The sequence below is a fragment of the Ligilactobacillus hayakitensis DSM 18933 = JCM 14209 genome, assembly GCF_000615845.1.
Classification (GTDB): Bacteria; Bacillota; Bacilli; order Lactobacillales; family Lactobacillaceae; genus Ligilactobacillus; species Ligilactobacillus hayakitensis.
Map to the genome: position 1 here is coordinate 12318 of NZ_BAML01000008.1, position 15229 is coordinate 27546.

A 15229-nucleotide genomic window follows, 5' to 3' on the forward strand; every position below is an offset into this window, starting at 1 on the left:
TGCGCAAAAATTTAAGTTTTTGAAATTTTTATTTATAACAATAAAAAAATCTCCATTTCTGGAGATTTTCATTAATTTTTTATTGATTTGTAGGTTCCCAATTTCCATTAAATAGCTGTTCTTTAAGCTCTTTTGCGGTTAAAATTTTTCCGTCCTCAAAGCCTTGGAATTGATGAATTGATTCTTGAGCTGCTTCTTGATAGCGCTTAGCACGTCGTAAAGCATACTCCTTCAACGATCCATCTTTCACATAGTTCAATAATTTTGCACTAGGTGTTGTTAATGGATTATCAACTCGGTCTTCTAAATCTTCTAAAATTTCTGCATATTCTGGACCCAATTGAATGCGATTAGCGTATCTTTCAAGAGTACGTAAGAACGCTTGCGCACGATCTTGATATTTTGATACTTGCGTTGGTTCTTCGATTGAAACTTCACGATTAATTTCATCAGCTGCTGTTAAAACACGATTTACTTCATCTTTTGGAAGCGCTGGACTCATAATAAGGTAACTGGCTAGTAAGCGGATAAAACGTAAAGTATCAGTTCTTACCCCGACAGAACTACTTGGATCTAAATCAAGCATTCTTAATTCCAGATATTCAATTCCTGTTTCTGGAAGTTTTTTCAAATTACTATTACCTTTAAAGCGGACAGCACCATGAAATTCATAATCAGAAATTAAAATGCCTTCCTTAACCCCTTGTTCAATGCGGTCAACATAGCTTTGAACATCTGTATAATCACCACTAAACTTAGTTCCAAATCCATAAGGACTTTGACGAATACTTCTAATTGGATGCTTTAATTCTTTTCCCTTATCAAAGTAATTAGCTTCCGCGATTGGACTAGCACCAAAAAGATATGTAATAATCCACCGATAACGCACGAAACCTTGCGCTAAAATTGTATAAAGATAATTTTTAACTTCAATTTCATTTTTAAAATCTTCTGGGTAATTTTCCAGTACCATATCAATAATATGTTGATCTATACTCAAATTAATATGTGCTCCACATGGTGTTCCGGCTGAATAGCCATGACGCTTAACCCATTCTTTTAAGTAAGCTTCTTTTTTAGGTCCCATCTGAGCTAAGCGAAGCTTCGTTTTATCACTTGGCAATGCTGGTGGCATTGATAATGGCCATAATAATTCACCGGGAGCAAGCGCTGTTCTTAAAGCATTATTAATTCCGTATAAATAATGCATTGCATCTAAAGCATGACTTGCTGCTGGGGTAACTGTTTCAGGCATGGTATCCAAAAAATCATTTGTAATCCAAGGATTAGTTTTTTGATCTCCGACTGCAGATGGATACGGTTCTTGACTGATGTTACCAGTACTGTCAATTCGTTGCATTTCAATTTCTAATCCCATAGTAAAGTCAGCTGTTTTTGCAACTTGTTCATTATCAAAAATTAGTTGTCCGATTTTACTGAACATATATATCACCCTCTATAATTTCTCTTAAATAACTTAAAGTTATTATACTCTATTTCATTAGAAAAATGTTTACTTTTTCTAATTTTTCTCATCTATTTCTAATAATAAAAAACCAAATAAGTGGCGCAAAAAAGTCTGGAAATTAAAAACCTTAAGAAATTACGTTTCAAAAAACGTTGATTCCTTAAGGTTTTTATTATAACTTTTGCTATGTTTTTTCAGAGAAGTTAGTTTTTTCTCCCAACCTCTTAAATTTAAGTTTATTTTTGAAGATTACTATGTATATTGGTCAAACCCACACTTATTCTAAGAGCTTGATCAACTTTTTCCATAATATCACCGTTGATATTTGTAATTTTATCTTGCAGACGGGATTTATCAATCGTTCGAATCTGCTCCATTAATACAACCGAATCTTTTTCTAATTTTGATTCTTGCTTTAATAATCCTACATGTGTCGGCATTTTAGGTTTACTGATTTTTGAAGTAATCGCCGCTACAATCACCGTAGGACTGTACTTATTTCCTATATTATTTTGAATCACTAAAATTGGGCGCTTGCCACCTTGTTCGGATCCAACTACTGGAGATAAATCGGCATAAAAAATATCTCCACGCTTAACCTCTATTTGTGCCATGTCTGTTTCCTTAATTTTCTTGAGGATCGATTTGTTTGCATTCACATCCCCATAATTCATCACAAAGTTCTTGATTCAACTCTGCCATTGAAGAATATCCTGCAATTAAAGCTTCCAAATTGAACTGATTTTTTTTAATATATTCTGCAATTTTAGAATCTTCTAAAACTTCTTTTTCTTCAATTGAATAAAATTCGCAATATTCAACAAAATTTTCACTTTCTCGAAGTGAAAACATTTTCGTTTCACCCATAATAATCCCCTATCTTTCCGAGTAAATACGAGGAACTCGACTTGAAATTCCACAAACTATTTCATAATTAATTGTTTGAGCATAATCAGCGACATCATCTACAGTTATTTTCTTCCCATTATCTTCGCCAATTAATGTAACCTTCGTTCCAACTGCATATTTTTTTGGTAATCTAATCATAAATTGGTCCATACAAACCCGCCCAACAATTTCACAATATTGACCGTTAACCAAAACTTTAAAGCCTTGCATCTTTCGACTCCAACCATCAGCATATCCCATCGGAACCGTGCCAATATATTCAGTTTCTTGGCTGGTGTAAGTTTTGCCATAGCCAATTGAAGTTCCTGGTTCAATTTGTTTAACAGAAACGATTTCACTTTCTAAACTAAACGCTGGTTTTAGTGGCATCGTTGAAGTTAACGTTGTTCCTGCTGGATTTAAACCATACATGGAAATGCCCATTCGAACCAAATTTCCTTTAAACGGTTCGTGCCATAATGCTGTGGCTGAATTAGCTTGATGAACATATTTAGGTTTAGGTGTTACGACTTTTAATAAATCATCGAATTTTTTTACCTGTTTTTCAAAATATGAATTATCACTACTATCAGCAGTTGAAAAATGAGTAAACATCCCTTCAAAATCAAAATAATCTTGATTTGCCGTTAAAAATTCAGCTGCCGCTTTCAAACTTTTTGGATTGAAGAATCCAATTCTCCCCATTCCGGTATCTAAAGCTAAATGGACTTTTAATTTTAAATGATTTAAAACTAGGATTTCCTTGGCTGCTTGTAAAAATTCAAGTGAATCTACCGCAACTGCTAAATCATTTTCTGCCATCACTCGGACTTCTTGTACTGGATTAACCCCTAAAATTAAAATTGGATCTTTGATTCCCGCATTTCTTAAAGCTAATCCTTCATCAATAATTGCAACACAAAAACCTTTAGCTCCTGCTTTTTTTGCAGCTTGAGCTACCGGTACAATTCCGTGTCCATATGCATTTGCTTTAACGACTGCAAAGATTTCTTGATTATTTTTTAGACGTTTTTTCTGAGCAATAATGTTAGCTTTAATTGCATCTAAATCAATAATTGCTCTGGTATTTCGATGGTAACCTACCACCATATTTTCATCTTCTTTCGTACTTTCTAAGACAACGAGGGTCGTAACCACTGTATCTGTATGTGTAATTGTAATATCAGCTTGATACTGATTTTTCTTTGGATATTTAGAAAGATAAGGTGCCCCTGTGTGAGCATCGTTTAAGATTTCGACGTCTTGAAATGATACTGCAGAACCAATTCCGGTCCCAAAAGCTTTACTAAAAGATTCTTTAGCTGAAAATCTTCCAGCTAAATACTCAAATTTACGCTGATTTTTTAAATTATTAAAAATCTCTAGTTCATTTGGAGTTAAAACCTTCGTTGCGAAACTTGGACGTTTGTTATACGCATCTTTGATTCGTTGAATATCTGTAGTATCAATTCCGTGTCTCATCACTACTGCACCTCCTAATAAAATTCATCTTATATTCTATCAAATTTTGTCGTTTATTGCATTGCTTTTCCAAAATAAAAAAGCTGGATTACAGCTATATCCTCTGCGAATTGCTAGGACTAACTGTTTTTCCAACTTTTTTATTTTTATTAATCTTTTGTTCTAATTGTAAAACGATTCTTTTGTTTATTTGACTTGAATTTATTATTCTTCTTAAAACTACGTCCGTTATCACGACGATCTCTTCTATTATAGCGATCATTGCGATGATTAAACTTACGATTGCCTCCACGACGATTGTTACCTTTTTTACGACGAGGTAATGGGCGTTCTGGCGTAATTTTAACTGGCACATCATATGCATCTTTTCTAGTCATGTTATTTAAGAATGCTGCTACAACATCAATTGCATCATATTTTTCTAATAAATCTTGAGCTTGAGCTTCGTATTTCTTAGTATCAGTATCATCAATTAAATCCTTGATGTCATCGAGTGCAGATGCTACTTGACCATGGAATGCTTGTTCTTCTGTAGGTGGCTTTAGTGGTTCCATACGTTTCTTAGTTAATTTTTCAATTACACGTAAGTAATCCATTTCAAATGGTGTTACAAATGTTACTGAAGTCCCATGATTTCCGGCACGACCAGTACGTCCAATACGGTGAACATAACTTTCTGGATCTTGTGGAATATCATAATTATAAACGTGAGTAACACCTGAAATATCCAATCCACGCGCTGCTACGTCTGTCGCAACTAAAATATCTAAATCGCCATTTTTAAACTTCTTCAAGACGTTCATTCGACGTTGTTGAGTTAAATCACCATGAATTCCAGCTGCATTATATCCACGTGCTTCTAAACCACGTGATAGTTCATCGACACGACGTTTAGTTCGACCAAAGACAATTGTTAAATCAGGTGTTTGCACATCGATTAAGCGTGTCATAATATCAAATTTTTCGTTATCACGAGTTTTGATGAAGTATTGATCAACTAAATCAGTTGTTAACTCTTTAGCTTTAATCTTAACAATTTTTGGTTCTGTCATGAACTTTTCGCCAATGCGTAAAATTTCTTTTGGCATTGTTGCTGAGAAAAGTAATGTTTGTCTTTGACTTGGAGTTGCTGCGATAATACTTTCAATATCATCTAAGAATCCCATGTCTAACATTTCATCAGCTTCATCCAAAATTAAATTCTTAACATTGCTAAAATCAACCGTTCCGCGCTTGATATGGTCTAATAAACGACCTGGAGTTCCAACTAAAACTTGTGGGGTATTGTGCTTAAGTTGACGAATTTGACGGTTAATGTCCGCACCACCATAAACAACTTGTACTTTTGCACGTTTTTCTTTTCCTAATCCAAATAATTCTTCTTGAGTTTGAATTGCTAATTCACGGGTTGGAGAAATAATAACTGCTTGAATTTGTCTTAATTCTAAATCCAAGTGTTGTAATACTGGTAAACCAAAAGCTGCTGTTTTCCCTGTTCCTGTTTGAGCTTGTCCGATTACATCATGTCCTGCTAATACCAAGGGAATTGTTTCTGCTTGAATTGGAGTTGCTTCTTCAAATCCACTTCTTTGCACAGCTTTCAATAAACTCTTATCTAATCCTAGTTCGCCAAATTTCAAAAAAAATTTCCTCCTAATAAAGTAAAAAGCTGATGCTTACAACCACGGTATGGATTGGCCAAAGTGCTTGTTAAACATCCAGCTTTCAATACTTATTTCTTCATTAATTTACTCCAAATTGATAGGAACAATTATACTAAATTACGTAAAACTTCTTCTAAGTGAATTCCGTGACTAGCTTTTAGCATCACAACATCTTCACTTGTTAAACTTGCTTTTAAATCATCTGTCAATCGACCTAATTCGTCTGGTTGATAAAGGTGAAGTTTAGTACTTTCAAATTTAGACTGTAATTTTTCTCCTAATGCTGCCATTAAAGGTCCCACAAGATAAACATCACTAATCTTTGTTTCATCAATACTATCAGCAAGTTGTTCATGCATTTCTTGGGCTTGTTCACCTAATTCCAACATATCACCTAAAACAATCATTCTCCGGCCAGTCGTTGGAACTTCAGCAAATGCAGTTACTACTTCTTTAACTGCAGTCGGATTTGAATTATATACATCACTCAAAATCCGCGCACCATTTGGGGCATGTAACCACTCTGTTCGATTCTTAGTTAATGAAAAATCAGCTAAGGCGTTTTTCATTTGGTCAACTGGAATATGATAAATATCACCAACAGCCAATGCAGCTAAGGCATTGTAAACGTTATAAGAACCAATCATTGGGATGGTAAAGTTAACTTCTGGCCACTTTTTAACTCGAAAACTTGTTTGTTTATCATCACTCACAATATTCATGGCTTGCAATTCAACATTGTCTCCACTACCAAAAGTAACGGTTTCTTGTTGAATTTCAGATGCTCGTTTAGTTAATAATGGTTCATTTCCATTAATCACTAATGCCCCATCTTCTTTTAAACCATGAGTAATTTCAAATTTAGCTTCAGCGATATTATCGCGACTACCAAAAAATTCAATGTGAGCTTCCCCAATCATTGTAATAATAGCAACGTCAGGCTCAACTAATTTACTAAGAAAATCAAGTTGTTCATAGCGATCCATTCCTAATTCAACAACTAAAATTTCAGTATTTGGTTCCATACTCAAAATTGTCATCGGTACCCCGATTTCATTATTAAAGTTATCTTGAGTCTTATGGACATTAAAAACTTGGCCCAAAACTGCAGCAGTCATATCTTTTGTAGTTGTTTTCCCGTTACTTCCTGTTACGGCAACCACTTTGGGATTAATTTTAACCAAGTAATATTTACTCAATGCTTGAAGAGCTTCCAAACAATTTTCAACAACTAAACTTGGAAAATCAGCAATTTGTTGATTGACATGATCAGCTTGCCATAAAGTTGCTACAGCTCCTCCATCAATTGCTGATTGTACATAATTATGCCCATCATTTGTCCCCATTAAAGGAACAAATAACGCACCTGGCTTTACTTGACGACTGTCGAAGCAAATATTTGTAACAAATATATCTTGCCACGCATCGTTTGCTTCAACTCCTAAAGCACGTGCGATTTCGGCTAACTGCATTTTCATGCTTAAAAATCTCCTTTACACTAAAAAATTTTAAATGAATTTCAAATTTTTCTACCATTTTAGAGTCATTGTTAATTGTAACACATTAAATGCTTCTTTGCTTAAAATTGTGAGAAAAATCCCAACAACCTTCAAAATAAAAAAAGTTTGGAGACATAATCTCCAAACTTTTTTTCATTTCTAAGCTTGAGTAATTGATAAGAAAATTAAAAATACAACAAATAATACATACATTAATTTTGGAACTTCCTTAATACGTCCTGCTGTAATCATTGTAATTGGGTATAAGATAATCCCCAACGCAATCCCATCAGCAATACTATATGTTAATGGCATTGTAATTAAAATTACAAAGGCTGGAATCGCAATTTCTAATTTATCCCAAGCAATTTTAGCAGTATTTCCTGCCATTAAAACCCCAACGATAATTAGAGCAGGTGCTGTCACATAAGTTGAAACCACAGCCAATAATGGCGAAAAGAAGATTCCTATGATAAATAAAATCCCAGTTACAACAGAAGCAAATCCGGTTCTTCCCCCGACAGCAATCCCAGCTGAAGATTCAACATATGTTCCTAATGGTGATGTTCCAAATAAAGCTCCAACAATCATTGCTACTGAGTCAGATAATAAGGCTCTTCCTGCACGTGGTAATTTGTTATCTTTCATCAATCCCGCTTGTGAAGCTAAAGCAACTAAAGTTCCGGCAGTATCAAAGAATGTTACCAATAAGAAAGTAATTACAACTACGAATAATTGCATGGTATTAATATCAGTAATGTGGCTTAATGCAACCCCAAATGTTGGTTTTAAACTCGGAGCTTCTGAAATAATTGCGTGTGGAACATCGATCATCCCAAGTAACATTCCAATAATTGCCGTTGCAACAATTGAAATAAAAATTGCCCCTGGAACACGAAGAAGCATTAAAACAATGATTAACAATAAACCAATAATTGTAAGCCATGTTTGACCATGAATTGATCCCAAACTGACTAAAGTTGAATCATTTGCAATAATTAACTTTGAATCCTTCAATCCGATAAATGAGATAAAAAATCCAATCCCACTTGAAATCGCATATTTTAAATCTTGAGGAATAGCATCAATAATCATTTCACGTAATTTGAAAACTGTAATTAAAATAAAGATCAACCCAGCAACAAATACCCCTGCCAATGCAGTCTGCCAAGGAATTCCCATTCCAATTACAACTGAATAAGCAAAAAATCCATTAACCCCTAATCCAGGTCCTAAAGCAATTGGATATTTTGCATATATCCCCATCATTAAACATCCAAAAGCACTGGCAAGTGCTGTCGCTGTAAATGCAGCGCCTTTATCCATATGAGCAGCACCTAAAACTGATGGAATTACAAATAATATGTAAGCCATTGAAATAAATGTAGTGAAGCCAGCTAAAACTTCACGTCCAATGGTACTATTGAGCTTATCTATTTCAAAATATGAAATAACTTTGTCTTTCACTATTTTCTCCTCCTGACGTAAACACGTACATAGTTATAATTTATATGAATAATATAATCCAATATCCGAATTATGTAAAGACGTTTTTTAAAATAATTCCATTTTTAATCCGAAAAATCCGAAATCTTTTTTTTAATTATAAACTAAAGTACAATTAAATATGAATATTTTTATAACGGAAAGGATTAGTGGAAAATGAAACAAAGCATCGGCATTCGTGAATTTGTAGAATTTTTACTTCGCGCCGGCGATTTAAGTGACAATAGTTCTAGCAAAGACGCTGCTTATCTGGGTACTGCTATCCACAAAAAAATCCAAAAACAATTTACAGATAATACTGAGGCTGAAGTTTTCTTACGATTTTCGACCACAATTTTAAACGAAGAATTTTTCTTCCATGGAAGAGCGGATGGCGTTACTTTTAATCATGATAAACAACCGCTTGAAGTGATTGAAATTAAAACTTCCGATAAACCATTTGAAGAATTAAGTGAAAATAAAATTAATCTCTATTGGGCTCAAGCTAAATTATACGGCTATTTTTTAATGCAAAAATATCAAACAACTTCTATTAATTTGCGCCTACATTATATTTGTCGCCCTAACCGTCAAGAAGATATCAGCGAAAAAATGCTTAGTTTTGCTCAAGCTGATAATTTTTTCAAAGAATTAGTTCATGAATTTGAAAAATGGATTAAATTACGTCAAAAACTCCACACTAAAAGAAATGACTCAATTAAAACGCTTGATTTTCCTTTTCCTAATTATCGTAAAAATCAACGAGAACTGGCAGTTGCAGTTTATAAAACAATTTTAACGCAACAAAAAATCTTAACTGAAGCTCCAACAGGAACTGGAAAAACAATCTCGACACTTTTTCCTGCGATTAAAAGTTTAGGTGAACAAAAAGCTGAACGTATTTTTTATCTCACTGCCAAAAAAAGTACGCGTAAAATTGCCAATGACACTATTAACCTTTTAGCTCAAAAAGGCTTAGAAATTAAATCAATCGTTTTAACTTCAAAAGAACAAATTACTTTTCCTGAAGAAGTTGGCTTAGATAATGATAAAAATCCCTTTTATATTGGTTATTACGATCGGCTTTCTGAAGCATTATTCGATGTTTTAGAAAACGAATCTCAAATTGACCGGCAAGTAATTGAAAAATATGCTCGTAAACATACCCTTGATCCCTTTGAATTTTCTCTAGATTTAAGTTTATTTTGCGATATAGTAATTTGTGATTATAATTACCTTTTTGATCCGTTAGTTTATTTACAAAGATTCTTTAGTGATAAAAATACCAACCATATCTTTTTAGTTGACGAAGCTCATAATTTAGTTTCACGTTCTCGTGATATGTACACCAAAGAAATTAGCGCTAGTAATACCCTAAAGCTCTTGAAAGTTTTAAATAAAGCTGAAAAGAAACCACAAAAATTAATTAACGAACTCAATAAGCTTTTAAATTCACTAGATTTAATCAAAACTCCCCTAGAGCAATATCAGCAAGACTCAATCATTTTAGAAGAAAAACTCAAATCTCTTTGTAAAGAAGCTATGTATCTTTGTGAATATATCAGTGATTTTCTTTCAGATAACCCCCAGTTTATTTTTAAAGATGAATTACTTGAATTTTTCTTAGAGGTCCGAGCTTTTGTAAAAATTAGTGATTTTTATGATGAAAATTTTCGCACTCATTTATTACTCGATGAACAAGGTGAACTCATTGTTAAGATTTTTTGCTTAGATTCTAGTCACCTAGTGCTTGAAAGTTTAAATCTTGGTGGCGCTAGTATCTTATTTTCAGCCACGCTAACGCCACTTTCGTACTATCAAGAAATGTTTGGATTAAAATCAGATGGATTAATTTACCAACTTCCGACTCCTTTTGATCCTAATAATATGTTGTTACTAAGTACGCCTTATCTCAATGTAACTTATCGGATGCGACAAAAAAATCTGCCTTTAATCATCAACGCCATTTACGAACTTATCAGTCAGCGCCAAGGCAATTATTTGATTTTCTTACCTTCTTATACTTTGTTGGAAACAGTGGTTACAGCATTTAAGCAATCATATCCTACAATCAATACGATTGTTCAAAAACGTGATATTGATGAACAAGAACAAGCTGAATTTTTAGCGCGTTTTGATTCTCAAAATGACACTACATTAGTTGGATTTGCCCTTTTAGGAGGAAGCTTTTCTGAAGGAATTGATTTAAAAGGCGAACGTTTAATCGGTGTAGGCATTGTTACCGTTGGTCTGCCCGGGTTAAACGATGAAACTGATGCTTTGCGTGATTTCTTTGATAAAAAAGATGGGATGGGCTTTGAATATGCTTATCAACTTCCGGGATTAAATAATATTTTTCAAGCTGCTGGGCGTGTGATTCGCAGTGCAACAGATAAAGGAGTTGTTTTACTGATTGATTCACGCTTTAGTTGGCCTAAATATCGCCAATATTTTCCTCCACACTGGCGTAAAATTCAAGATTGCCGTAATCAAACCGAAATCGGCCAGAAAATTAATAATTTTTGGGAAAATAACTAGCCCAAAAACCGCTTTGCTAGCATGAATAAAATTAAAAAACCTTAAGAAATCATCGCTTTAAAACGTAATTTCTTAAGGCTTTTTTAATTATAAATATTTTTAACGAAACATGCTTGAAGCACGATCAAAATAAAAGTTTTCAATCCATTTTGGCTTACTTAAAATTTGGAAATAACCTACAATACTCAATAGTAGTGCCCCAATCGCATCTGCAAATAAATCTCCCATCGTATCCATTAATGCAGCCCGTCCAACTAATGCATGCCCAGTTGTTGAAATAAAGCGTTGTAAGTTCATACCGAACAATCCATCCATTGAAAATTCATAAAACTCCCAAAAAACGCCACACATCATTGCAAATGCAAAAGCATAAAACGCAATAAATCCAGGTGACATATATTTACGTGCATATTTGGGAACTAAAATACCATATAATGACCACCCAAAACCAGCAAGTAAAATCCCACTTAATACATGTAACCCTTTATCCCAATAGGCAACACTATAAAAATGATATAGAGTTCCTAGATATACTGATCCAATAATAAATAACATATATACAATACTCAAAACACGTGGGAACTCTACGCGAAATAGCCACACCACAATCATTGGCATTGCTAATAAAATCATTCCTGCAATATTTTCGAGTAGATATAATCCACTTTCTTGCTTGATAATTCCTAAAATTAATGAGACTACCATTAAAACTTCAAAGATACTCATTAAGATGAAATCAAGCGACATATTTTTCTTCTTCATACTTAATCAATCTTCCTTTTTATTATATAAAAAAAACGCTTATCTCCATTATGAGATAAGCGGCATGATTTATCAAGTCTCCAACTAGGATTAGTTGTTGCTTGTGAAACCGTATTTCTTGTTGAAACGATCCACACGTCCGTCTGCTTGAGTGAACTTTTGACGACCTGTGTAGAATGGGTGTGAGTCACTTGAGATTTCAACACGAATTAATGGGTAAGTTTTACCTTCAAATTCTACAGTTTCTTCAGATGTCTTTGTTGAACCTGATAAGAACTTGTAACCTGTTGATGAGTCCATGAAAACTACTTCATGGTATTCTGGATGAATTCCTTGTTTCATTTCAATACTCTCCTTTGCCCTGGTACATTTGCTGAACCAGAGTTATTTTTGTGTATATTACAACAAAAAACATGATACCATGTTTTGGATTAATAAGCAATCCTAAATTAACTTATTAATTTTTTGAATAAAATCTTGATTATCCTTTGAGGATTTAAGTAATTGTAGTACTTGTTCTGTATCTTTAATTAAATCATTATTTAATTTTTTACGTAACTTCCAAATTGCATCGAGCACTTCTGGTTGTAAGATTAAATCTTCTTTACGCGTACCGGATTTCTTAATATCTACCGCTGGGAAAATTCTTCTTTCAGCTAATTGACGCGAAAGTTGTAATTCCATATTCCCCGTTCCTTTGAACTCCTCGTAGATAACATCATCCATCCGTGATCCCGTATCAACTAAGGCAGTCGCCAAAATTGTTAAACTTCCACCTTCTTCAATGTTACGAGCCGCACCAAAAAACTTCTTTGGTTTAAAGAATGCCGTTGGATCAACCCCACCAGAAAGTGTCCGTCCACTTGGCGGCACAATCAAGTTATTAGCCCGGGCTAAACGCGTAAGTGAATCTAATAAAATAACCACATCTTGCTTGTCTTCAACCAAGCGCATTGCGCGTTGTAATAACAACTCTGATACCCGCATGTGATTTTCTGGACGTTGATCGAAGGTTGAATAAATAACTTCGCCATTGATTGTCCGTTCTAAATCAGTAACTTCTTCGGGACGTTCATCAATCAAAAGTACTAAAATCTTAGTTTCTGGATGATTTTCAGAAATCCCTTGTGCAATTTGCTTAATCAAACTTGTTTTTCCCGCTTTTGGAGGGGCAACAATTAATCCCCGTTGCCCAAAACCAATTGGTGCAAACAGATCAATCATTCTTGTTGATAACAAGTTTGATTTAGTGCTTAAATTCATTTGTCTATCCGGATAAATTGGGGTTAAGGCAGGAAAGTGATCTCTTTTTTTGGCTTCCTCAGGATCTTTACCGTTAACAGTATCCACTCTTAAAAGCCCGTAAAACTTTTCGCCTTGACGCGGTGGCCGAACACTTCCACCAACTTCATCCCCATTCCGTAAACCGAAGCGACGAATTTGAGAAGCTGAAATATATACGTCTTCTTTTGAAGAACCATAATTAATTGGACGTAAAAAACCAAAGCCTTCGGAAGAAACAATTTCTAAAATCCCTTTCATATGAAAATCATTTTCATTTGCTTGAGCTTTTAAAATTGCTAATGAAAGTTCTTTTTTATTCATTTCACTATAATTAGCAATCTTATATTGCCGTGCATATGAATAAATTTCTTCCAACGTCATCCCTTGTAAATCCGAAATGACTGAAGGCTTTTCTTCCTTAACTTCTTTCATTACTTATCCCCATCTTCTCGATTATCTGTAATAATTTCAATCTTAATTGATAATCCACGTAACTTATCAATAATCCGTTCATAACCACGTAAAATGTTATCGGCATTATTAATTACGGTTGTTCCTTTTGACATTAATGCTAATCCTAGTAATGATACCCCAGCACGAATTTCTCCTGCTGAAACTTCTGAACCAATTAAGGATTCTGAATTCTTAATTGTAATAATGCCATCTTTGCTTGAAATATTGGCACCCATGCTTTGCATTTCTTTGATGTGTAAAACACGACCAGGATAAAGGGTATCAATAACTTGCGAAGTCCCTTTAGCTTTTAATAATAACGGTGTAATTGGTTGTTGTAAGTCAGTTGCAAACCCTGGATAAGGTGCAGTTTTAACTGTTACTGGTGCCAATAAATCTCCCCCAGGAACATAAATACTATCTTCGTTAATTTCTAAACGAACACCCATTTCTTGTAACTTAGCAATAAATGGATCCAAATGTTCTGTAATAACATTTTTAACTAAAACACCATTTCCATTTGCGGCTGCAAACGCAAGATATGTTCCAGCCTCGATTCTATCAGGGATTACTGTATGCGTATTCGTAGCTTTTAGAGAGTCTACACCTTCAATTCGAATAACATCTGTTCCGGCACCACGAATTTTAGCTCCCATATTATTTAAGAATGTTGCTAAGTCAACGATTTCTGGTTCTTTAGCAGCATTTTCCATAATAGTTGTTCCTTTCGCCATTACAGCAGCCAATAACACGTTAATTGTAGCCCCTACAGAAACTAAATCAAAGAAAATACGTGCGCCTTTTAGCCCTTCAGAACCCGCTTTAATATGCACTTTGTTGCCTTCTTCTTCAACAACTGCTCCTAAAGCCTTAAAACCTTTAATGTGTTGATCGATTGGGCGTGGTCCAATGTCATCTCCCCCAGGAAATCCGACTGTAGCTTCGCCGAATTTACCTAGTAAAGCTCCCATAAAATAATAAGATGCGCGTAATGAACGAATAGCATCTCCTGGAAGAGGTGCTTTTTTAATTTGAGTAGGGTCAATTTCTAAGACACCATGATTAAAATGCGATTCAACATTCATTGAACGTAAAATAATCATCAAATTATGCACATCTAAAATGTCAGGAACAGAATCTAATTTAACCGGTGTTTCAGCTAAGATAGCTGCTGGGATCAAAGCAACTGCGCTATTTTTAGCACCACCAACAGTTACTTCACCAGTTAACTTCTGTTCCCCTTTTACAATCATTTTTTTCATCGTCAATCCTCTATCTAATTAAAAATATCATTTATGATTAATTACTAATTTCTTATTAATTTTATCTAAAATACTTATCCTTATTTAAGACAAGTCCTCATATAATTTTACAGGATTTAGCCTATTCTTTCAATATTTTCTAGTTAATCATCAAAGAATGTTGGAAATTTTATAAAAAAAAAGCTAGGAAAAAAATTCCTAACTTTTTAAATTTACTTTTAATGATTAACAACAGTATTAATTACATCAATTTCGTCACCTGTTGGTTTAACTTTCATCGTCTTCAATGCATGAAATCTTTCAACTGAAAGTCGAACTAATAATGCAAATTCTGCATCTGTCAGATGATTAGATTCTTGATATTGAACTATTTTTTCAGCAAAATCACTTAATTTTCTTGATTCCATAATTACTACCTCCAATGCATCTTACATCTTCAGTATA

13 protein-coding genes and 1 pseudogene are annotated in these 15229 nt (G+C 34.1%); 1 reads left to right on the top strand and 13 read right to left on the bottom strand.

What is annotated here, in order from left to right; translation table 11 throughout:
• Window positions 1-79: 79 nt before the first annotated feature.
• From JCM14209_RS03490 to JCM14209_RS03520, 8 genes and pseudogenes are all read right to left on the bottom strand, one after another.
• A complete protein-coding gene (locus JCM14209_RS03490) occupies window positions 80-1444 on the bottom strand; it encodes a glutamate--cysteine ligase (RefSeq protein ID WP_025022211.1) in 1365 nt (454 codons plus the stop codon).
• 260 nt (window positions 1445-1704) lie between these two features.
• Entirely contained in the window at window positions 1705-2082 is a 378-nt protein-coding gene (locus JCM14209_RS03495) for a type II toxin-antitoxin system PemK/MazF family toxin (RefSeq protein WP_025022212.1), read from the bottom strand.
• Window positions 2083-2092: 10 nt separating this feature from the next.
• The gene (locus tag JCM14209_RS03500) at window positions 2093-2335 is read right to left on the bottom strand and encodes a hypothetical protein (protein WP_025022213.1); all 243 of its coding nucleotides are present in this window, start codon (window positions 2333-2335) and stop codon (window positions 2093-2095) included.
• Window positions 2336-2344: 9 nt separating this feature from the next.
• Window positions 2345-3466: an alanine racemase gene (alr, locus tag JCM14209_RS03505; RefSeq protein ID WP_025022214.1), complete on the bottom strand. Its 1122-nt coding sequence runs from the start codon at window positions 3464-3466 to the stop codon at window positions 2345-2347.
• Between the two features lie 24 nt (window positions 3467-3490).
• A pseudogene (gene acpS / locus JCM14209_RS10365) lies at window positions 3491-3838 on the bottom strand (holo-ACP synthase); the annotation flags it as partial.
• A gap of 149 nt (window positions 3839-3987) precedes the next feature.
• Complete coding sequence (gene cshA / locus JCM14209_RS03510; protein WP_025022215.1) at window positions 3988-5478, bottom strand: degradosome RNA helicase CshA; 1491 nt, start codon at window positions 5476-5478, stop codon at window positions 3988-3990.
• A gap of 131 nt (window positions 5479-5609) precedes the next feature.
• The gene (locus tag JCM14209_RS03515) at window positions 5610-6980 is read right to left on the bottom strand and encodes a UDP-N-acetylmuramoyl-tripeptide--D-alanyl-D-alanine ligase (RefSeq protein WP_025022216.1); all 1371 of its coding nucleotides are present in this window, start codon (window positions 6978-6980) and stop codon (window positions 5610-5612) included.
• A 180-nt stretch (window positions 6981-7160) separates the two neighbouring features.
• Window positions 7161-8468 (bottom strand): NCS2 family permease, encoded by a 1308-nt coding sequence (locus JCM14209_RS03520; RefSeq protein ID WP_025022217.1) that lies wholly within the window; start codon window positions 8466-8468, stop codon window positions 7161-7163.
• 195 nt (window positions 8469-8663) lie between these two features.
• Between JCM14209_RS03520 and JCM14209_RS03525 the strand changes: the two genes are divergently transcribed.
• Window positions 8664-11024: an ATP-dependent DNA helicase gene (locus tag JCM14209_RS03525; RefSeq protein ID WP_025022218.1), complete on the top strand. Its 2361-nt coding sequence runs from the start codon at window positions 8664-8666 to the stop codon at window positions 11022-11024.
• A 99-nt stretch (window positions 11025-11123) separates the two neighbouring features.
• On the opposite strand, the gene JCM14209_RS03530 is transcribed toward JCM14209_RS03525, so the two are convergent.
• The 5 genes from JCM14209_RS03530 to JCM14209_RS03550 form a co-directional block, all read right to left on the bottom strand.
• Complete coding sequence (locus tag JCM14209_RS03530) at window positions 11124-11786, bottom strand: DUF2238 domain-containing protein (protein ID WP_025022219.1); 663 nt, start codon at window positions 11784-11786, stop codon at window positions 11124-11126.
• A gap of 90 nt (window positions 11787-11876) precedes the next feature.
• Complete coding sequence (locus JCM14209_RS03535) at window positions 11877-12128, bottom strand: type B 50S ribosomal protein L31 (RefSeq protein WP_025022220.1); 252 nt, start codon at window positions 12126-12128, stop codon at window positions 11877-11879.
• Between the two features lie 102 nt (window positions 12129-12230).
• Entirely contained in the window at window positions 12231-13502 is a 1272-nt protein-coding gene (gene rho, locus JCM14209_RS03540) for a transcription termination factor Rho (protein WP_025022221.1), read from the bottom strand.
• Window positions 13502-14785 (bottom strand): UDP-N-acetylglucosamine 1-carboxyvinyltransferase, encoded by a 1284-nt coding sequence (gene murA, locus JCM14209_RS03545; protein WP_025022222.1) that lies wholly within the window; start codon window positions 14783-14785, stop codon window positions 13502-13504. The genes rho and murA overlap by 1 nt, the downstream gene beginning before the upstream one ends.
• A gap of 218 nt (window positions 14786-15003) precedes the next feature.
• Window positions 15004-15192, bottom strand: coding sequence for an LBP_cg2779 family protein (locus JCM14209_RS03550; RefSeq protein WP_025022223.1), 189 nt, complete (start codon window positions 15190-15192; stop codon window positions 15004-15006).
• Between the last annotated feature and the right edge of the window lie 37 nt (window positions 15193-15229).